At 61.6% G+C, this 19,186-nt stretch carries 18 protein-coding genes; 5 read left to right on the forward strand and 13 right to left on the reverse strand.

Annotation, left to right across the window (positions count from 1 at the left end):
* Window positions 1-2 precede the first annotated feature (2 nt).
* From ACSSVY_RS02175 to ACSSVY_RS02210, 8 genes are all read right to left on the reverse strand, one after another.
* Window positions 3-875: a dimethyl sulfoxide reductase anchor subunit family protein gene (locus tag ACSSVY_RS02175; protein WP_454267833.1), complete on the reverse strand. Its 873-nt coding sequence runs from the start codon at window positions 873-875 to the stop codon at window positions 3-5.
* Window positions 875-1,657 carry a 4Fe-4S dicluster domain-containing protein gene (locus tag ACSSVY_RS02180; RefSeq protein ID WP_454267746.1) on the reverse strand — a complete coding sequence of 261 codons (783 nt, stop codon included), beginning with the start codon at window positions 1,655-1,657 and terminating at the stop codon, window positions 875-877. Before ACSSVY_RS02180 ends, ACSSVY_RS02175 begins: the two co-directional genes overlap by 1 nt.
* On the reverse strand, window positions 1,654-1,809 hold the full coding sequence (locus ACSSVY_RS02185) for a hypothetical protein (RefSeq protein ID WP_454267747.1): 156 nt from the start codon (window positions 1,807-1,809) through the stop codon (window positions 1,654-1,656). The genes ACSSVY_RS02180 and ACSSVY_RS02185 overlap by 4 nt, the downstream gene beginning before the upstream one ends.
* Entirely contained in the window at window positions 1,806-4,625 is a 2,820-nt protein-coding gene (locus tag ACSSVY_RS02190) for a molybdopterin oxidoreductase family protein (RefSeq protein ID WP_454267748.1), read from the reverse strand. The genes ACSSVY_RS02185 and ACSSVY_RS02190 overlap by 4 nt, the downstream gene beginning before the upstream one ends.
* Before the next feature lie 137 nt (window positions 4,626-4,762).
* The gene (locus tag ACSSVY_RS02195; protein WP_454267749.1) at window positions 4,763-5,923 is read right to left on the reverse strand and encodes an acetate/propionate family kinase; all 1,161 of its coding nucleotides are present in this window, start codon (window positions 5,921-5,923) and stop codon (window positions 4,763-4,765) included.
* Between the two features lie 3 nt (window positions 5,924-5,926).
* Window positions 5,927-7,702 carry a sulfoacetaldehyde acetyltransferase gene (gene xsc, locus ACSSVY_RS02200; protein ID WP_454267750.1) on the reverse strand — a complete coding sequence of 592 codons (1,776 nt, stop codon included), beginning with the start codon at window positions 7,700-7,702 and terminating at the stop codon, window positions 5,927-5,929.
* 232 nt (window positions 7,703-7,934) lie between these two features.
* Window positions 7,935-9,416 carry a MocR-like pyridoxine biosynthesis transcription factor PdxR gene (gene pdxR, locus ACSSVY_RS02205; RefSeq protein ID WP_454267751.1) on the reverse strand — a complete coding sequence of 494 codons (1,482 nt, stop codon included), beginning with the start codon at window positions 9,414-9,416 and terminating at the stop codon, window positions 7,935-7,937.
* 106 nt (window positions 9,417-9,522) lie between these two features.
* Window positions 9,523-10,206: an ArsR/SmtB family transcription factor gene (locus tag ACSSVY_RS02210; protein WP_454267752.1), complete on the reverse strand. Its 684-nt coding sequence runs from the start codon at window positions 10,204-10,206 to the stop codon at window positions 9,523-9,525.
* 80 nt (window positions 10,207-10,286) lie between these two features.
* Between ACSSVY_RS02210 and ACSSVY_RS02215 the strand changes: the two genes are divergently transcribed.
* The 4 genes from ACSSVY_RS02215 (at window position 10,287) to ACSSVY_RS02230 (ending at window position 12,233) form a co-directional block, all read left to right on the forward strand.
* Entirely contained in the window at window positions 10,287-10,598 is a 312-nt protein-coding gene (locus ACSSVY_RS02215; protein ID WP_454267753.1) for an NIPSNAP family protein, read from the forward strand.
* Between the two features lie 208 nt (window positions 10,599-10,806).
* A complete protein-coding gene (locus ACSSVY_RS02220) occupies window positions 10,807-11,154 on the forward strand; it encodes an antibiotic biosynthesis monooxygenase family protein (protein WP_454267754.1) in 348 nt (115 codons plus the stop codon).
* 180 nt (window positions 11,155-11,334) lie between these two features.
* Window positions 11,335-11,814: a hypothetical protein gene (locus ACSSVY_RS02225; RefSeq protein WP_454267756.1), complete on the forward strand. Its 480-nt coding sequence runs from the start codon at window positions 11,335-11,337 to the stop codon at window positions 11,812-11,814.
* Window positions 11,815-11,882: 68 nt separating this feature from the next.
* A complete protein-coding gene (locus tag ACSSVY_RS02230) occupies window positions 11,883-12,233 on the forward strand; it encodes a RidA family protein (protein ID WP_454267757.1) in 351 nt (116 codons plus the stop codon).
* Between the two features lie 152 nt (window positions 12,234-12,385).
* Here the strand turns inward: ACSSVY_RS02230 and ACSSVY_RS02235 are convergent, their stop codons facing one another.
* On the reverse strand, window positions 12,386-13,144 hold the full coding sequence (locus ACSSVY_RS02235) for an SDR family NAD(P)-dependent oxidoreductase (RefSeq protein WP_454267758.1): 759 nt from the start codon (window positions 13,142-13,144) through the stop codon (window positions 12,386-12,388).
* 7 nt (window positions 13,145-13,151) lie between these two features.
* Entirely contained in the window at window positions 13,152-14,492 is a 1,341-nt protein-coding gene (locus ACSSVY_RS02240) for a UDP-glucose dehydrogenase family protein (RefSeq protein ID WP_454267759.1), read from the reverse strand.
* 134 nt (window positions 14,493-14,626) lie between these two features.
* Here ACSSVY_RS02240 and glmM point away from each other — a divergent pair, with 134 nt between their 5' ends.
* Window positions 14,627-15,967, forward strand: coding sequence for a phosphoglucosamine mutase (gene glmM, locus ACSSVY_RS02245; RefSeq protein ID WP_454267760.1), 1,341 nt, complete (start codon window positions 14,627-14,629; stop codon window positions 15,965-15,967).
* A 354-nt stretch (window positions 15,968-16,321) separates the two neighbouring features.
* Here glmM and rpsA read toward each other — a convergent pair whose 3' ends face one another.
* The 3 genes from rpsA to ACSSVY_RS02260 form a co-directional block, all read right to left on the reverse strand.
* Window positions 16,322-18,001 carry a 30S ribosomal protein S1 gene (gene rpsA, locus ACSSVY_RS02250; protein ID WP_454267762.1) on the reverse strand — a complete coding sequence of 560 codons (1,680 nt, stop codon included), beginning with the start codon at window positions 17,999-18,001 and terminating at the stop codon, window positions 16,322-16,324.
* Window positions 18,002-18,241: 240 nt separating this feature from the next.
* On the reverse strand, window positions 18,242-18,670 hold the full coding sequence (locus tag ACSSVY_RS02255) for a pentapeptide repeat-containing protein (RefSeq protein ID WP_454267763.1): 429 nt from the start codon (window positions 18,668-18,670) through the stop codon (window positions 18,242-18,244).
* 72 nt (window positions 18,671-18,742) lie between these two features.
* The gene (locus tag ACSSVY_RS02260) at window positions 18,743-19,132 is read right to left on the reverse strand and encodes a DUF4168 domain-containing protein (RefSeq protein ID WP_454267765.1); all 390 of its coding nucleotides are present in this window, start codon (window positions 19,130-19,132) and stop codon (window positions 18,743-18,745) included.
* Window positions 19,133-19,186 lie beyond the last annotated feature (54 nt).

Genomic DNA, 19,186 nt, shown 5'->3' on the forward strand with positions numbered 1-19,186 from the left:
CCCTAGCGTTTGCCGTAATAGAGGCCCACGACATGCTCTGCCTCGGCGAAGAACAGCCAGCGTGACGCGGCGATACCAGCGACGTGGGCGATCACTGCGATGAGCGCCAATATATGAGTGAAAGGGGCGAGCAACAGCAGCACGGGCAGCACGTAGCCAAGGCCAAAGGCGATACCGCGTAGCTTTAGCGAATGTTTGCGCCCCACCTGAAAGACAAGTTCGCGCAAAAGGTAATTGGGTCCGGTGTGCGGCGCCTCAAACGCGCGGACTTGGCCGATTTGACCTAAGCCAGTGGCTGTAGCCATGGTCGTGCCGCTTTGCCCAAAGGCTCCGTCGCCACGAACCCACCATAGAATTTGCAGCGCACCTGCAATGGGGATGAGAACCAAAGCGGCGCTCACTTGACCTGCCAATAGCGCACCGCCTGCCAAAGAAATCGCGATCAAGAGCGCGGGCGTCAGGGGTGTTTTCCAGCGCGGAACGGTCTTGAGTTGCGCGTAGATCATCGAGGTCGTGAAAACAGTCGCCATCGACAGGAGCGCCCCGATCAAGCCAACCAACGCAAGCCGGATGTCAAATAACACCAATCCCGCCGCATAGACCCCCATGACCAAGAGAGCAGCAACCGCACAGACGCCTTCTCGGCTGAGCCAACTGGAACGCCATTGGCTAAAGGCCTTCCAGGCCCGTTCAGGGTGGCCGAGGTGAAATGTCGAGGCCATCAGCCCGCCAACGGCAAGAGCATAGGCAATGACGAAGAAAACAAAGGCCACCCAGCCTGAAACGGCAGGCAGGCCTAAACCAAGCCAGACAAGTAGGCCAAAACCCAACCCAGAGAGCGTGGTGAAGACGATGACGGATGGTGCGGGGTGCATCAGAGCTTCTCCAAGGTCTTGTCGAGCCATCCAAGAAAGCCCTTGGGTTCTTGGATTACAGGGGCGAGAAAGGGGGCGAGAACGTCGATTTCGCCGACTGGTTTGGGCTGATCGAGCTGATCCTTGAGGCGCGGCGGTAAGTATTTGTTGACCGGTTTGGTGGCCTGCTCGGGCATGAGATCCATTCCACCGCGCTCTGCGGTTAATTTGGACACATTGCTCTCAGGATCCGCGAAATCGCCGAAATGCCGGGCACCCGCGGGGCAGGTGCGCACGCAGGCGGGCACGCGGTCCACCTCGGGGAGGTTTTCGTTATAGATGCGGTCGACGCAAAGGGTGCATTTCTTCATTACCCCTTCGGCCGCGTCCATTTCGCGCGCGCCGTAAGGACAGGCCCAAGCACATAGGCCGCAACCGATGCAGTCGGCTTCGTTGACCAGAACGATCCCATCCTCCACCCGCTTATAGCTGGCCCCTGTCGGGCAAACCGTTACGCAGGGCGCATCCTCGCAATGCAGGCAGGATTTGGGGAAATGGATCAATTGTGCGGCGGGGTGCGGCATTGTCGAGGTTGCCAGCGGCTGCACCTCGTAGCTGTGCACGCGGTTGAGGAAGGTGCCCGAGGGGTCAGCTCCGTAGGGCTGCTGATCACTCAGTGGCGCACCGTAGTTCTCGGTATTCCAGCCCTTGCAGGACACGACGCAGGCATGACAGCCGACGCAGGTGTCGAGGTCGATCACGAGCCCCATCTTGCGCTGTGTCGATTTTGGAAGCGAGGTCATGTGATGCGCTCCTCAACGGTATATGCTGGTGCAATCAGAGTGACCGGTTCTTCTTTGGCCTTGTCCCATGTGACAATGAACCAGAAAAATGATCCGACCGTCACGGCGACAAAAGTCAGAATTGCGAGCAATGTCAGGGTTTTTCCGCTCATTTGCCAACCTTCCATTCAAGATGTGAGGGCCCTTGGGGAACGGGGGATCTGAGCGGGGCGAAGATGGGTTTCGCCTCAGATGGGGCGTCAGTCTTGGTGATCTTGACCCGCAAGTCAAACCATGCGGCCTGTCCGGTGATCGGGTCAGAATTCGACCAGCGCAACCCGTCGCCCTTGGGTGGCAAAAGCTCATGGATGAGGTGGTTGAGTAGAAAGCCACGGGTGGCCTCTGGGGCATCCTCACTTAGAGCCCAAGCGCCTTTGCGTTTGCCGATGGCGTTCCATGTCCAGACGGTATTCTCATTGAGCGCGGCCATGTGGGCGACCGGCACGGTGATTTCGCCATGCGCAGACGTCACGCGGGCCCAATCGCCGTCGGTGAAACCGTGCTGTTGCCAGAGTTTCGTGGGTAAATAGAGTGGATTATGCCCGTGGATCTGGCGCAGCCATGCGTTCTGCGTGCCCCAGGAGTGATACATTGCCATCGGGCGTTGTGTGAGCGCATGGATGGGAAACTCTTCGGGATCGACATGCGTATCCTCAAAGGGTGGATACCAGATAGGGAGTGGGTCCATCGTGGCCTTGATCTGTGCTCGCAGATGCTCGGGGGGTTGGCGCGAGCCATGTCCCTCGGCGGCTAGTTGGAATTTGCGCATCGTTTCAACATAGAGATCAAACACATAGGGCTGCGGCGCGTCAAAGAGACCCATGCCGACGGCCCAACCCTGATAGGCCACATTCCACGGTTTGTAGTAATTCGCCCCCTCAGGAATATGGCTGACAAAGAACCCCCCGTTCTCGATATAGCGGTCAAGCTGCTCGGGATTGGGTGCGCCGCGCCCGGTCTCGGTTCCATCGCCGCGAAAGCCTGCGAGTGGGCCAATTCCCGGTTTTCGCTCGTGGTTGACAATGTAATCGGCGTAATCGGCGTATTTCGCCGAGCCGTCTTCAGCGGTGAAGCCGGGCAGCTTCAACTTGTTGGCAAGTTGCACAAGGACGGTCTGAAAGCCGCGCACATCGCGGTCAGGCTCGATCACAGGCCAGCGGATCGCATCGGCGGCTGCATCCGCTTCGCATATGGGGCGATCAAGCAGCGAAATGCAGTCATGCCGCTCCAGATAGGTCGTGTCAGGCAGGATCAGATCGGCATAGGCAACCATTTCCGAGCTATAGGCATCCGAATAGATGATGCGGGGAATGACGTATTCACCAGTTTCGTCGGTGTCCGTCAGCATGTCCATCACACCGCTCGTGTTCATGGATGAGTTCCAGGACATGTTGGCCATATACATGAAGAGCGTGTTGATCTTGTACGGATCGCCCGCGTGGGCGTTGGAAATCACCATATGCATCAGCCCGTGACTGGACATCGGGTTTTCCCATGTGAACGCCTTGTCTATGCGGGCGGGCGTGCCGTCTGGCTTGAGCGCCAGATCTTCGGGACCGCGCACGAAGCCCAGATGCGGTCCGTCGAGCGGGCAATCAGGCTGCACGCCGCAATGCGGTTTGGGATGCGCGCTGACGGGTTTCGGATAGGGCGGTTTGAAGCGGAAACCACCGGGCACCTCGATCGTGCCGAGGAGGATTTGCAGGACGTGCAAGGCGCGGCAAGTCTGGAAACCGTTGGAATGGGCCGAAATCCCGCGCATGGCGTGAAAGCTGACGGGCCGCCCAATCATTGTCTTATGGGTTTCGCCGCGGAAATCGGTCCATTCGTGATCTAGGGCGATCTCCTCTTCGAAAGCCACACGCGCGATTTCGGCGGCGATGCGACGGATTTTGTCGGGGGTGATGCCGCAGCGCTCGGCCACTGCTTCGGGGGCGTATTGCGGATCGAGATAGCGCTCGGCCATGAGGTGCATCACCGGGCGATGCGTGATGCCATCGGAGTCGTATGTGGCGCTGAGATCGGGGCGCACGCCGGGTTTGTCGAAGGCCGTGAGTTGGCCCGTCTTGCGGTCGATCACCAGAGGTTTACCATCGGCGTCGCGTAGGAAGAGGCCATGTTCGGGCGAGTTGGAATCGGCATTCACCAGAACCGGCGCATTGGTGTAGCGGGCGAGATAATCGAGGTCGATCTTGCCTGCGCGCATGAGTTCGTGAATGAGCGACAGGATGAAAAGCCCATCGGTTCCGGGGGTTATGCCCACCCAATCATCGGCCACGGCATTATAGCCCGAACGGATCGGGTTCACGCCGATGACGCGCGCGCCACGTGCCTTGATCCGGCCAATGCCCATCTTGATCGGGTTGGAATCGTGATCCTCTGCCACGCCGAAGAGGATAAAGAGCTTGGTATGGTCCCAATCCGGCTGGCCGAATTCCCAAAAGGCGCCGCCCATGGTGTAGATGCCCGCCGCGGCCATGTTGACCGAGCAAAAGCCGCCGTGTGCTGCATAGTTGGGGGTGCCGAAATTCTGCGCCCAGAAGCTTGTGAACGACTGTGATTGATCGCGCCCGGTGAAGAAGGCCAGCTTGGACGGATCGTTATGGCGGATCGGTTCGAGCCAGTCGCAGGCGATTTGCAGCGCCTCATCCCAGGATATTTCCACGAATTCGCCGGAACCGCGCGGGCCGACCCGCTTGAGCGGCGCGCGCAGGCGGGAGGGGGCGTTGACCTGCATGATACCCGCCGAGCCCTTGGCGCAGAGCACACCCTTGTTCACAGGGTGATCGCGATTGCCCTCGATATAGGCGACTTTGCCGCTCTTGAGATGCACATTGATGCCACAGCGGCAGGCGCACATGTAACAGGTGGTTTTACGCACCTCATCCGAGACATGCGGCGAGGTGTCGATGCGGGGCTGATGTGTCATGGCTGGTCTTTTCCTCCGTCGGCGTCACGTTATGGCAGGAGAACCCAATTCGCGACCATCTTCTCGTTTCTTTTCATTTCCTGAAAACATGTCTCGGAATTTCCGAATTTACAGGTCTGTTTTCCCGATATGAAAGCTCATTCGCGAGACAACAGGCGCTGTGCGTCGCCTGCGATCATGCGTTCTTCTTGGGCCGGGATGATCCAGCAGGCGATGCCAGAGTTGGGGGCGTGCAAGCGGGTTTCGCCCGTTGCATTCGCGCGGGCGTCGATCTGTGCCCCGAGCCATGCCAGTCCGTCCATGATCCGGGCACGCACGGGGGCCGCGTTTTCGCCGATGCCGCCGGTAAAGGCCACGGCGTCGAGGCCCCCCATTGCGGCGATCAACGATCCGGCGTGGCGGATGGCCCAGTAGCAGAAATGCTCGACCGCGAAGGCGCTTGCCGGGGAGGGGTCAGCGAGCAGCGCGCGCATATCCGAGAGACCGCCTGAGAGGCCGCGCAGCCCGCTTTCCTTGTTCAAAAGCGTGTGGGTGGCCGCAATGCCGTCCTCCTCGGCCAAGCGCAGCACCGCGTTGCCGTCGATCATGCCGGTGCGGGTGCCCATGGTCAGCCCCTCAAGGGGAGAGTAACCCATTGATGTGGCGATAGATTGTCCGTCACGAATGGCGCAGATCGACGCGCCGTTGCCGAGGTGAAAGGCCAAGAGCCGGGCGGGCAGCAGCGTGCCGGTCAGGGCGGGCAGGCTGTCGACCAAAGAGGCATAGGAGATGCCGTGAAAGCCATAGCGCCGGATACCGCGCGCCTCGATTTGTGGCGGCAGGGCGTAGCGGGTGGCGACCTCGGGGTTGCTCGCGTGAAAGGCGGTGTCGAAGGTAGCTACCTGCGGCAGATCAGTGGCGAGGGCGGCCAATGTCTCTATTGCCGCGATATTGTGGGGATTGTGCAGCGGGGCCAGTTGTGAGCAGCGCCTAATTGCAGCCAAAACATCGGGTGTGATGCGAATGGGCTGAGTCAATTCCGTTCCGCCATGCACCACGCGATGCGCGGCGGTGGTAAAGCGGCTGATTGGAAAACCTTGAATTTCAAGTGCTTGCAGGATGGCGTGCAGGGCTGTGGCGTGGTCAGGGAAGTCCTGAGCAGTTTTCACATCACCCAGTTTGAGCGTGCCGGGGCCGCCGATCCCATCGGCGATCCCAGTCAGGATTTGGGTCAGTGCGCCGTCAAAAACGGCCAGCTTGATCGAGGAAGACCCGGCATTCAGGACCAGAATGAGATCGCTGTTGCCGGGTCCTGACATGGATCAGACCTGCTGCTCGCGCATGTCGGCGGGGTTGATCCCTGCGACGGCCACGGGTTTCTTCATCGCGTCGCGGCGGAAGGGCTCGCCTAGTTCCTGATTGATCATGGCCTCGATGAGCGTGGTCTTGCCATGCTCCATCTGATCCTTGATCGCGGTGTTGAGCGCGTCGGTCAGTTCCTCCATCGTGCGGGCGATAACACCCTTGAGGCCGCAGGCCTGCGCGATGCCGGCATAGCTGACCTGTTGATCCAGCTCTGTTCCGACGAAATTGTCGTCAAACCAAAGGGTTGAGTTACGCTTTTCGGCGCCCCACTGGTAATTGCGGAATACGATCTGCGTCACAGCGGGCCATTCCCCCCGCCCGATTGCGGTCAGTTCATTGACCGCGATACCAAAGGCACCGTCGCCAGCAAAGCCCACGACGGGCACGTCAGGTTGGCCGATTTTCGCGCCGACGATAGAGGGTAGGCCATAGCCGCACGGGCCAAAGAGGCCGGGGGCGAGGTATTTGCGGCCCTCTTCAAAGGACGGATAGGCATTGCCGATGGCGCAGTTGTTGCCGATATCCGAGGAAATGATTGCCTCGCGGGGCAGAGCGGATTGGATCGCGCGCCATGCCATGCGGGGGCTCATCCAGTCGGGTTTATCGGCGCGGGCGCGCTCGTTCCAGGTGGTGCCGGGATCGTCGTCCTCGTGGTCCATCGAGCTCAGCTGCTGCGCCCATGTCGATTTTGTCTGCGCAATCAGGGCCTTGCGGTCTGCGCGGTCGGTGTCGCCCGCGCTCTCGCCCAAGTGGGCGAGGATCGAGGTGGCGACCTTCTTGGCGTCGCCGACGATGCCCACGGTGACCTTTTTGGTCAGGCCGATGCGGTCGGGGTTGATATCGACCTGAATGATCTTGGCCTCTTTGGGCCAGTAGTCGATGCCATAACCCGGCAGGGTCGAGAAAGGGTTGAGGCGGGTGCCGAGGCAGAGCACGACGTCAGCGCGGGAAATCAGCTCCATCCCCGCCTTGGAGCCGTTGTAGCCCAAAGGTCCGGCGAAGAGCGGATGCGAGCCGGGGAAGGCGTCGTTGTGCTGATAGCCCACGCAGACCGGGGCATCGAGACGCTCGGCCAATTGGCGCGAGGCGTCGATGCCGTCCGCGAGCACCACACCGGCCCCGTTGAGGATAACGGGAAACTTGGCCTCGGTCAGCAGTTTGGCCGCCTCGGCGATCGCGGTCTCGCCGCCGGAGGGGCGTTCAAATTCGACGATGGCGGGCAATTCGATGTCGATCACTTGCGTCCAGAAATCGCGGGGCACGTTGATCTGGGCCGGGGCAGAGGCGCGTTTTGCCTTGAGAATCACACGGTTGAGGGTTTCGGCGATGCGGGTGGGATCGCGCACCTCTTCTTGATAGGCGACCATGTCTTCGAACAGTTTCATCTGTTCGACCTCTTGGAAGCCACCCTGACCAATGGTCTTGTTGGCGGCCTGCGGGGTGACGAGGAGGAGGGGGGTATGGTTCCAGTAGGCGGTTTTGACGGCGGTCACGAAATTGGTGATGCCGGGGCCGTTCTGGGCGATCATCATCGACATCTTGCCGGTCGCGCGGGTGTAGCCATCGGCCATCATGCCGGCAGAGCCCTCGTGCGCGCAGTCCCAAAAGGTGATCCCGGCCTTGGGGAAAATATCCGAGATCGGCATCATGGCAGAGCCGATGATCCCGAAAGCGTGTTGGATTCCATGCAGTTGCAGGGTTTTGACAAAGGCCTCTTCGGTGGTCATCTTCATCGGCTGGGTCCTCTGGGTCGGGCGCACGGTGGCGGTTGAGTGGGTGTCTGAGGGGAAACTAGCCTTCTGAGGGGCGTACTTCTAGGGCCAGACGTTGATGTAGGGTAATGCCAGAATATATTAAAAATGAGAATTATGGTATCAAAATCAAATTTTTTCTGAGGGGGCACTCTTGGTCGCGTCAAAACGAAATTAGTATATGTATTTGCTTTTATTGTAAAATTTTAAAATTTTAGCCTAAAGGGCTATGTTCTGAAGCCAAGGCCAATTCGCGAGCGATATGGGCTATTCCTTGCGGGATGCGTTCTGAGGGGATCGAAGAATAGGCAAGGCGGTAGAAATTGCGGGGCCGGTCGGAACCGTGGAAGAACGGGTGACCCGGCTCGATCAACACGCCCGCTTGACGGAGGGCGATGTCAATCAGGCCCATGTCGATGTGATCGGGGGCCTGCATCCAGATGGACGAGCCGCCAAAGACGCCGCGCCCGGCGACGTCGAGGCCGTGTTCGGTCAGTGCGCTCTCCATCACACTGCGGCGGCGGGCAAAGACTTGACCCATCCGGCGCACGAGGCTGTCGTAATGTCCGAGCGAGAGGAAATAGGCCGCCGTGCGTTGGATATGGCCCGGCGGATGGCGCAGGACTGAGGCGCGAAGGGCCCGGCACTCGCGGATAAAGGATTTGGAACCAACAAGATAGCCTAGGCGTAAGCCGGGAAAGATCGACTTGGAGAAGGAGCCGACATAGATCACCCGCCCTTCGGTATCGAGGGATTTCAGGGCCGGAAGGGGCGCGCGGAGGAAGGAGACCTCAAACTCGTAATCATCCTCGACGATCAGCGCCTCCATATCGGCGGCGCGGGTGAGCAGCGCCTTGCGCCGGGCGAGAGGCATGGTGGCATTGGTGGGCGCCTGATGGCTGGGCGTGGTAAAGATCACGTCGGCCTCATCGGGCAGATTTTCGGGCGGCAGGCCATCGCGGTCGACGTCCACCGGCATCAGGTGACAGCGGGATTGCATGAGAATGTCGCGCAGGGCGTGGTAACAGGGGTTCTCGATTGCTGCGGTGCGCCGTTGGGTCAGGAGCACCTGCGCGGTGAGCCACAAAGCGTTCTGTGCGCCCATTGTCACAAGGATTTCATCGGGTTGCGCGATGATGCCGCGGCGCGGCAGGGTATGGCGGGCGATGAATTCTATGAGCTTGGGATCGTCCTGATCGTAGTAATCGGCGGTGAGGGCCTGAAAATCCTTGGCGCCGAGCGCCTGAAGCGCGCAATGGCGCCAGTTGGCATGGTCAAAGAGCGCCGGATCGGTCTGACCGTAGATGAAGGGATAGGGGTAGCGCGCCCAATCCTGTGGCTTTTCGGGGGTGTCACCGCCAGTGAAGCGGCGGCCTAGCGCGCGGGACCAGTCAATTGTGTCGCCGCGTGGCGCGGGGGCGGTGAACGCCGGGGGTTCTGGTGCGTTTTCAGAGACATAGTAGCCAGAGCGGTCGCGCGAGGCGAGGTAGTCATTGGCCTGTAATTCGGTCAACGCGAGGGTCACGGTGATGCGGCTCACGCCCAAATGCGCGGCGAGTTTGCGGGAGGAGGGGAGTTTCTCGCCCTTGCGAAAACGGCCTGACAGGATGCCCTGCGCGATCATCTGCTGAATCTGCGCCTGAAGCGTGCCCTCGGCCTCGGGGGCAAGAAAGAAGGTTTCGACTGGAATCGCCATGTTGCGAGATTAGACTGGACTTATGCGCTGTGCAATCTGGTCTGGTGATGCGTCGAGGGCGCTGTGTACGGGATGTTCATTATGTACACGGCTTTTGTACACAAGCTCAAATCTGGGGAAAGGCGCTGTCAAAGGCGGACACGCCCGCCGGCGTGAAGCGAATGATCCGGGTGTCCGGGATGCGGCGGGCCCAACCAACCTGCTCGATATGCGTGAGCAGGCCGCGCCCCAGACGCCCGGCCAGATGCGCGCGGCGTTCGGACCAATCGAGACAGTCGCGGCACAGGGGCGTGCGCGGCGACGGAAGCGTGGCGAGGTCAAGCCCGAGGGTGGCTATGAAGCGGTGGCCGCTGTCGGTGAGCGTGAGGGTCGTGTCATCGCGATGTAGATAGCCGCGTGCGCGCAGGCTGTCATACATCCGGGTGCCCATGTCGCCCGCAAGGTGGTTGTAGCAGACGCGGGCGCGGCGCAGCTCGGGGTCGCGGGGGCCGGGGCGGGTGCGCAGATGACCTGCTCCCGCTGCAAAGCCCATCAGGGTTTCGAGAAGATGCGCGACGTCCTCCGAGGCGAGGCGGGTGTATTTGTGCCGCCCCTGCCGCCGCTGGGTGACGAGACCGCCGGTTTCCAGCCGCGCCAGATGGGCGGAGGCGGTTTGTGGGGTCACGCCCGCCTCGGCCGCTAGTTCGGTGGCGGTCAGGGCCTTGCCGCTCATCAGGGCGGTGAGGATGTTGGCGCGGGCCGGGTCGCCGATGAGGGCAGCGATGCGGGCGATGTCGGGACCAGTTTTCATAGTTCGATAGTAGCCGAAGTATTAACGCTGCGCAATCGGGTAGATCGGGGGCTGCAACCATTTGGAAAGGAGTGCCTGACATGCTCACATGTGTGATTCGCTATCATATTGATCCAACCAAGACGGAGGCATTTGCACAGTATGCCCGCAACTGGGGTGAGGCGATCCCGCGCTGTGGGGCGGATCTGATCGGCTATTATGCCCCGCATGAAGGCAGCAGCACGCTGGCCTATGGTATCTATAACATCCCCTCTCTGGCGGCGTATGAGACCTATCGCGCGCGGCTGGCCGATGATCCGCTGGGGCGCGAAAATTATGCGTTCGCGCAGCGCGAGCGGTTTTTGTTGCGCGAAGACCGCGTTTTCCTGAAGTTGGTGAGCGGAGGGGGATGATGGACGTTCCGGGGTGGCGCGGTGGCATCCAAGCGGCGAGCCGGGGCAAGACGCGGAGGCTGAGGGCCGAGATGTTGAGCCGGGGCTGAGGTCCGAGGCAAGGTGCCGGGGGCAGAGGGCCGAGATTGAGTGGCGTGGCAGAATGCCAAGGCAAGGCGCCGAGGAACGCGGCTAAGTGAACCGGGGCCAACAAGTGGGAGGGCGTGACATGATTGCGGTTATATTCGAGGTGATCCCCGGTGAGGGACAAAAGGAGCCGTATCTGGAGATGGCGGCCAAGATGCGGCCATTGGCCGAGGCGATCCCTGGCTTTATCAGCGTCGAGCGGTTTGAGAGTCTGACCCAACCCGGCAAGCTCTTGTCGCTGTCATTCTGGGAGGATGAGGCGGCGGTGATCCGCTGGCGGCAACTGGCGGCGCATCGCGGGGCGCAGAAGGCGGGGCGCGAGGTGATGTTTGACGACTACCGCTTGCGCGTGGTCAGCGTGATCCGGGATTACGGCAAGCATGAGCGGGACGAGGCACCCGAGGACAGCCGTGCGGCGCATGGGGCGTGAGGCCGCTTGCGCGGCGGATCAAGGACAGAGGAGGACCATTGGCGACAGAGGGCGGCGGGCATAGGGGGCGCAGGAGTGGCGGAGGCGACGCGCGCCTGACACACTCTTCGCCAAGCTGTGATTTGAATGTGCGAGTCCATGCCGTTAGCCAGAAGGTGTTTGGAACGGGGATGGGTTCATATGGCATTGCACGAGAAAATCATTCTGTCACCGCAGGACAAGCTGGATGCGCTGGCGGTCTTGGTGCTGCGGCTGGGGTTGGCATGGTTCATCTTTCTGTGGGCGGCGCATAAGATCATCACGCCGGGGCAATATCAGAGCCTTGCGCGCAATTTCGATGGGATCGAGGTGAGCCTGGGTCAAGTGTATCTGGCCGGGGGCGCGCAAATTGTGCTGTGCCTGTTGGTGGCGCTTGGGGTCTTGCGGTATTTTTCCTATGGTGGCCTGCTGATCATGCATTTCTTTACCGTAACGCGGCGCTGGGAGGGGTTCTTTGACCCTTTCGCCGTGAATGACCGGGGATTTCCCGTCAATCGCAACCAAGTGATTGATCTGGCGGTGCTGGCTGCGTTTGTGGCGCTGGTGCTGCTCATCCGGCGGGATCATTTCAGCGTCGGTGGCTGGCTGGCGCGGCATGACCGGGCGCGGTGGTGGATGTAGCGATTGGCACTGGCGCGGGCTGGGCGGGCTGCCTAAAAGGGGCAGGACCACATCTGAAAGGACATCCCATGAGTGAGATTACCCGTCATCATACCGGCCCCCGCATGAGCCAAGCGGTTGTGCATAACGGCATCGTCTATCTGGCGGGACAGGTTGGCAAGCCCGGCGACAACGTGACCGAGCAGACCAAAAGCTGTCTGGCGCAGGTCGATGCGCTGTTGGCGGAGACCAGGAGCGACAAGACGCGCATCCTGCAAACCATCGTCTGGCTGGCGGATATGAAGGATTTCGGCGAGATGAACGCGGTTTGGGATGCCTGGGTGCCGCAGGGCCACACGCCCGCGCGCGCGGCAGGCGAGGCCAAGCTGGCGACGCCCGACTACCTTGTCGAGTTCATCGTGACGGCGGCGCAGAAGTAAGGATTTGCCCCACTTTGCGTCTTGTGACGCGCGTCCCGGGCTTAACCCGGGACCTCGTGGTGACGGGCAAGAGGCCCCGGGTCAGGCCCGGGGCGTGACGGGCAACATGAACCCGCCTCGGGGTGATCCGGGGCGGGTTTTTCTTGCGCGCCTCAGTTGCGCAGGGCGGGCAGGCCGATGCCCGTGGCCTCGAACCCGCCATCGACGGCGATGATCTGGCCGGTGACATAGCTGGAGGCTGGAGAGCAGAGGAAGGTGATGACCGATGCGATTTCATCCTCGCTGCCATAGCGGTTGAGGGGGATCGCGTCATGGTAGGCGGCGACGATGTCGGGCGTATGCACGGCCATGGCCAGCTTGGTCGCCACCGGGCCGGGGCAGACGCAATTGGCGCGAACGCCGAATTCGCCCAATTCCGCCGCCTGTTGCAGGGTCAGGTGTTTGACGGCGGCCTTGGAGGTGCCATAGGCCACGCGCAGGGTCGAGGCGCGCAGGCCCGAGATCGACGCGATGTTGACGATGGCCCCGCGTGCGGCACAGAGCGCCGGGCGCAGCGCCTGCGACATGAGAAACACGCCGTCGAGATTGGTCTGCATGACGGTGCGCCAGCGGGCAAAGTCGGTTTCCGCAAGGGGGCCGAAATCGGCCACGCCGGCATTGTTGACGAGGGCATCGACAGAGGGCGCGGTGGTGGTCACATGGGCGGCCATGAGCGCCACCTGATCCGGCTGCGAGACATCGCAGAGCACCGGATCAACGCCCGAGAGCGCGCCTGCGGCCTCTTGCAGAGCGGGCGCGTCGCGGTCGATCATCACGACGTGCCAGCCTTGGGCCAGAAATTGCCGGGTGGTGGCCAGGCCGATGCCGCGCGCGGCGCCGGTGACAACGGCGGTTTTGAGGGTATCGCTCATGGGATGTTCAGTCCTTCTGGGGGAGCGCGTCGTGGCGGTAGGGGGTCCGCCCGACGCTGTCATAGGCGGTGAAGCCCGCGCGTTTGACATCCTTGACCGAATAGATGTTGCGCAGGTCGGCCATGCGGGGGCTGGTCATCTTGCGGGCCAGACGTTTGAGATCGAGGGCGCGGAATTCGTTCCATTCGGTGAGGATGACCAGAAGATCCGCCTTGTTGGCGCATTTATAGGGGTCGTCATGCCACGTCACACCGGGCAAGAGCGCCTCGCCCTCGCGCTGGCCCTGGGGGTCGGTGACGCGGACGCGAGCGCCGCCGCCGACAAGGGCGGGAATGATGGTGAGGGCGGGGGCATCGCGCATGTCGTCGGTATTGGGTTTGAAGGTGACGCCCAGCACTGCGATGGTCTTGCCGTTGAAGGAGCCGTCGCAGAGATCAAGCAGCTTGTCGATCATGCGGCGCTTCATTTCCTCGTTCACGGTGATGACTTTTTCGGTGATCTGCATCGGCAGGCCGTGATCCTGACCGATGCGGGCAAGCGCCCGCGTGTCCTTGGGAAAGCAGGAGCCGCCATAGCCGGGGCCTGCGTGCAGGAATTTGTTGCCGATGCGCCCATCAAGGCCGATGCCGTGGCTGACCTGTTTCACATCCGCGCCGGTCCTTTCGCAGAGGGCGGCGATTTCGTTGATGAAGGTGATCTTGGTCGCGAGAAAGGCGTTGGCGGCGTATTTTATCATCTCGGCGGATTCGAGATCGGTGGTGACGATGGGAAAGTCGCGCAGGTAGAGGGGGCGGTAAATCTCGGCCATGACATCGGCGGCGCGTTCGGTCTGGACGCCCACGACCACGCGGTCGGGCTTCATGAAATCGTCGAGGGCGGCCCCTTCGCGGAGGAATTCGGGGTTGGAGGCGACATCGAAATCGAGGGTCGGGTTGGCCTTGTTGACCACCTTCTTGACGGCGCGGTTGGTGCCGACGGGGACGGTGGATTTGGTGACGATGACCACGTAATCCGATGCGGCGTGGGCGATTTCCTCGGCTGCGGCCATGACAAAGCTGAGGTCGGCGTGCCCGTCGCCGCGCCGGGTGGGGGTGCCCACGGCGATGAACACGGCCTCGGCCCCGTCGATGGCCTCGGCCAAGTCCGTGGTGAAGCGGAGGCGACCGGCCTCGACATTCCTGGCCATGAGGGCATCAAGACCCGGCTCGAAGATTGGCACCTCGCCGCGCAGGAGCATCGCGATCTTGTCAGGGTTCTTGTCGACGCAGGTCACGTCATGGCCGAAATCGGAAAAACAGACCCCCGAGACAAGGCCAACGTAGCCCGTTCCGATCATCGCAATTTTCATGTTACATTCCCTTTGACGCAAGACCTCTGCGTTTGACTGTATTGGGGCTCGAATCGGGTGTGTCAACGCGTTGCAGGGTCCTGTAGGGGAAAACAGGTCAAGCCTGTGGCGTTGAGTGGATAAGGAGAGACACGATGGGTGCAAAGCTGTTTGGGACCGACGGGGTCCGGGGGCAGGCGAATAGCTGGCCGATGACGGCGGATGTGGCACTGCAATTGGGGGCGGCGGCGGGGCGGTATTTCCGTCGCGACAAGCAGGAGCATCGCGTCGTGATCGGTAAGGATACACGCCGGTCGGGCTATATGATCGAATATGCGCTGACCGCCGGATTCACCTCGACGGGGATGAATGTGTTTCTGCTGGGGCCGGTGCCGACGCCCGCGATTGGCTATCTGACCCACTCTTTGCGGGCCGATGTGGGGGTGATGATCTCGGCCAGCCACAACCCGGCCTCGGACAATGGCATCAAGCTCTTTGGACCGGATGGCTACAAGCTGAGTGATGAGGCGGAGGCGGGAATCGCGCAGTTGCTGGATGAGGGCGCGCGCCTCGCGTCGCCGGAGAACATCGGTCGGGCCAAGCGGATCGACGATGCGCGCGGGCGCTATGTGGAATATGCCAAGACCACCTTTCCGCATCGGCGGCGGCTGGAGGGGCTGAGGATCGTGCTCGATTGCGCCAATGGCGCGGCCTATCGCACCGCCCCAGAAGTGTTGTGGGAGTTGGGCGCGGAGGTGATCACCATGGGGGTGGAGCCGGACGGGTTCAACATCAACCTCGATTGCGGATCGACGAAGCCGCAGGCCGCCGCCCGCAAGGTGCTGGAGACGCGGGCCGATCTGGGAATTTGTCTGGATGGCGATGCCGACCGGGTCGTGTTGATCGACGAGGAGGGCAAGATTGCGGATGGCGATCAGTTCATGGCGTTGATTGCGACGCGCTGGGCGCGTGAGGGCCGGTTGGCAGGCAATACGCTTGTTTCAACGGTGATGTCCAATCTGGGGCTCGAACGGCATCTGGAGGCGCAGGGGATCGCGCTCAAGCGGACGGCGGTGGGGGATCGCTATGTGGTCGAGGCGATGCGCGCCGGCGGGCACAATCTGGGCGGCGAGCAATCGGGCCATATCGTGATGACGGACTATGCCACCACCGGCGACGGATTGATCGGGGCGTTGCAGTTTCTGGCGGCGATGGTCGAGACGGGTGAAAAGGCCAGTGGTCTGGCGCAGGTCTTTGAGCCGGTGCCACAGAAGTTGATCAATGTGCGCTTTGCCAAGGGTAAAGACCCGATGGCGTCCGATGCGGTGCAAAGCGCCATGGCGGCGGCGGAAAAGCTGTTGGGCGGCGACGGGCGGCTCTTGGTGCGGCCCTCGGGGACGGAGCCGATGATCCGGGTTATGGCCGAAGCGCTCAATCCGGCGGTTTTGGATCAGGTTATGGATGCGGTGGTGGGCGCGGTGCGGCTGGAAAGTTGAGAGTTTAAAGCACGTCGCGTCTGATCGGGTTCACATCACCCCGGCTCCCAATCCGGGGCCTCCACGCGGCCTCGGCGAGGTCCCGGGTCAAGCCCGGGACGGGTGTGTTTTCGATGGGGCGCAACACGCCCTAACGCTGACCTTGCCCCGTGCACCTATGCGCGGAACAAGGCGCGTAGCGCCCGTCTGCCCCCTCGAGCGGGCGCTTTTGTTAGGTCTCAACACACTGATAACGTGAAAGTATTTTGCGGGCATAAAATGCCTGCCCCCCAAACGCAAAACGGCCCCGCCGGATCGGTGGGGCCGTTTCGCGTCTGTCAAACCGCAACCGGCGTGATGCCGGTTGCTGTCTGTTTAGCGGTCGCCCTTGAGGGCTGCGCCGAGGATGTCGCCGAGCGAGGCACCCGAGTCGGAGGAGCCATACTGTTCGACGGCTTCTTTCTCTTCGGCGATTTCGCGGGCCTTGATCGACAGACCCAGACGGCGGGTCTTGGCGTCGACATTGGTCACGCGCACGTCGAGCTTGTCACCGACCGAGAAACGCTCGGGGCGCTGATCGGCACGGTCGCGGCTGAGGTCAGAGCGGCGGATAAAGGACTTCATGCCCTCGTATTCCACTTCGATGCCACCATCCTCGATCGCGGTCACGGCCACGGTGATTACCGAGCCACGCTTGACGCCACCGACGGCTTCGGAGAACTTGTCGCCGCCCAGAGCCTTGATCGAGAGCGAAATACGCTCTTTCTCGATGTCGACTTCGGACACGACGGCGTGAACCATGTCACCCTTTTTGTAGCTCTGGATGGCTTCTTCACCGCGCTCGTCCCAGCTGAGGTCCGAGAGGTGAACCATGCCGTCGATCTCGCCTTCGAGACCGATGAAGAGACCGAATTCGGTGATGTTCTTGACTTCGCCCTCGACCTCGGTGCCCTCGGGGTGTGTTTCTGCAAACACTTCCCACGGGTTGCGCATGGTCTGCTTGAGACCGAGCGACACGCGCCGCTTGGCCCCGTCGATTTCCAGCACCATGACTTCGACTTCCTGAGAGGTCGAAACGATCTTGCCGGGGTGGACGTTTTTCTTGGTCCAGGACATTTCCGAGACGTGAACAAGGCCTTCGACGCCCGGTTCCAGTTCTACAAATGCGCCGTAATCGGTGATGTTGGTCACGCGGCCCGTATGGGTCGATTCCAGCGGGTATTTGGCGGCCACGAGATCCCACGGATCTTCTTGAAGCTGCTTCATGCCCAGCGAAATGCGGTGGGTGTCTTTGTTGATCTTGATGACCTGCACCTTGACGGTTTCGCCGATTGTCAGGATCTCGGAGGGGTGGTTGACGCGACGCCATGCCATGTCGGTGACATGCAAGAGGCCGTCCACACCGCCCAGATCGACGAAGGCACCGTATTCGGTGATGTTCTTGACCACACCGTCGACGGTCTGGCCTTCGGTCAGGTTGCCGATCACTTCGGCGCGCTGTTCGGCGCGCGATTCTTCGAGGATTGCGCGGCGCGACACGACGATGTTGCCCCGGCGACGGTCCATCTTGAGGATCTGGAACGGCTGTTTGAGGCCCATCAGCGGGCCGGCGTCGCGCACGGGGCGGACATCGACCTGAGAGCCGGGCAGGAAGGCCACGGCACCGCCGAGATCGACGGTAAAGCCACCTTTGACGCGGCCAAAGATTGCGCCATCGACACGCTCTTCGTCGGCATAGGCCTTTTCAAGACGGTCCCATGCCTCTTCGCGGCGGGCCATCTCGCGGCTGATCACGGCTTCGCCACGGGAATTCTCTGCCGAACGCAGGAAGACTTCGACTTCGTCGCCGACGGAAATGTCGGGGGTCTCGCCGGGATTTGCGAATTCTTTCAGATCAACGCGGCCTTCCATCTTGTAGCCGACGTCGATGATGGCCTGTCCCGCTTCGATTGCGATGACGCGGCCTTTGACAACAGACCCTTCCTCGGGCGTGTCCATTTCGAAGCTTTCGTTCAGAAGGGCTTCGAATTCCTCCATAGATGTATGTTGAGCCATGTGGTCTCTGGTTTCCTTTTAACGGTTTTCTGGCCGCGCGGTTGTCTCCGCCGGTCTTTGCGGGTTTCATTGGTCGGGCGGGTCACAAAACAAAGAGGGCCGGTGGTCCCGACCCTGCTCGATCTCTCCATGTCCTGTGGCCTTATTCGCCTTTGGTGACAGGCGCGCATATACAGGGACTTTGTGGGATAATCAAGCCTGTGAGGATGGAATTTGGCGTGTCCAGCCTCGGGATCGGGCCTATTGGCAGGAGTCGCGCGATAGTTCACCGTCGGGCATCACGGTGTTGCAGAGAATCGCCCCGTCAAAGCGGGCATCGGTGATGTCGGCATCTTTCAGCCGCGCCCCCGAAAGATCTGCGCCGCGGAAATCGGCCCCGCGCAGGGAGGCCCCAACAAAGGTGGTCGCCTTGAGCGAGGCGTTGCGGAAATTGACGCGGTCGGCGCGGGCGTCGTCCAACTGGGCCAGGAAAAGGTTGCTGGTGGAAAAGTCGCCGTCTTCCAGTGTCGCTCCGGTGAGGTTGGCACCGACCAAGGCCTGATCCGCAAACCCCGCCTTTGACAGATCGCATCCCGGACAGGAGCCGGTCTCGCTGAGTTCGGACGGGTCGCTGAGAGCGGGGCCGGCGAGGGCCATGAGGCAGGCGGCGAGGGCAAGGGGGCGGGTCATGGCGAAGTCCTTTGCGGCAATTGCGGCTTGGGCAAGGGGACCGGGGGCAAGGTTGCCCCCGGTTGTCGCAGTTTACTGAACGGCCTTGTCCTGCGCCTGAACGCGCTCGACGATCCGTTTGTTGAGGGCCTGATCCGTGCTCGCGGCCTGCGCAATCTCGAGATAGCTGTCCATTGTCAGCCCGTCAGTGCCCTCGATCACTTCGGTGATCTCGGTGTTGGCCTCTTCGACGATGGCGGCCTTTTGATCCTCGGTTTCGGCGCTTTGCACGAGAGGTGTGTATTTCTCGCGCACGCTGGCCACTTCGATCAGGGCGCTGGTGAAGGCGTCAAGCTCTTGCTCGGAATAGTCCCCGGCCTCTTGCGCCGCAGCGCTCTGGGCGGTGAAGGCGGCCATGGGGGCCGCGGCGAGCGCCAAGGCGATGGCGGTGGTGGATGCGGTCAGTGTCTTGCGGAAGGACATGGTGCCTCCTTTCGGCTCTGGTTTGCGTTTTGCAACAGGCGGGCCTGTTGTCAT

The sequence above is a fragment of the Roseovarius sp. MBR-51 genome (assembly GCF_053628575.1).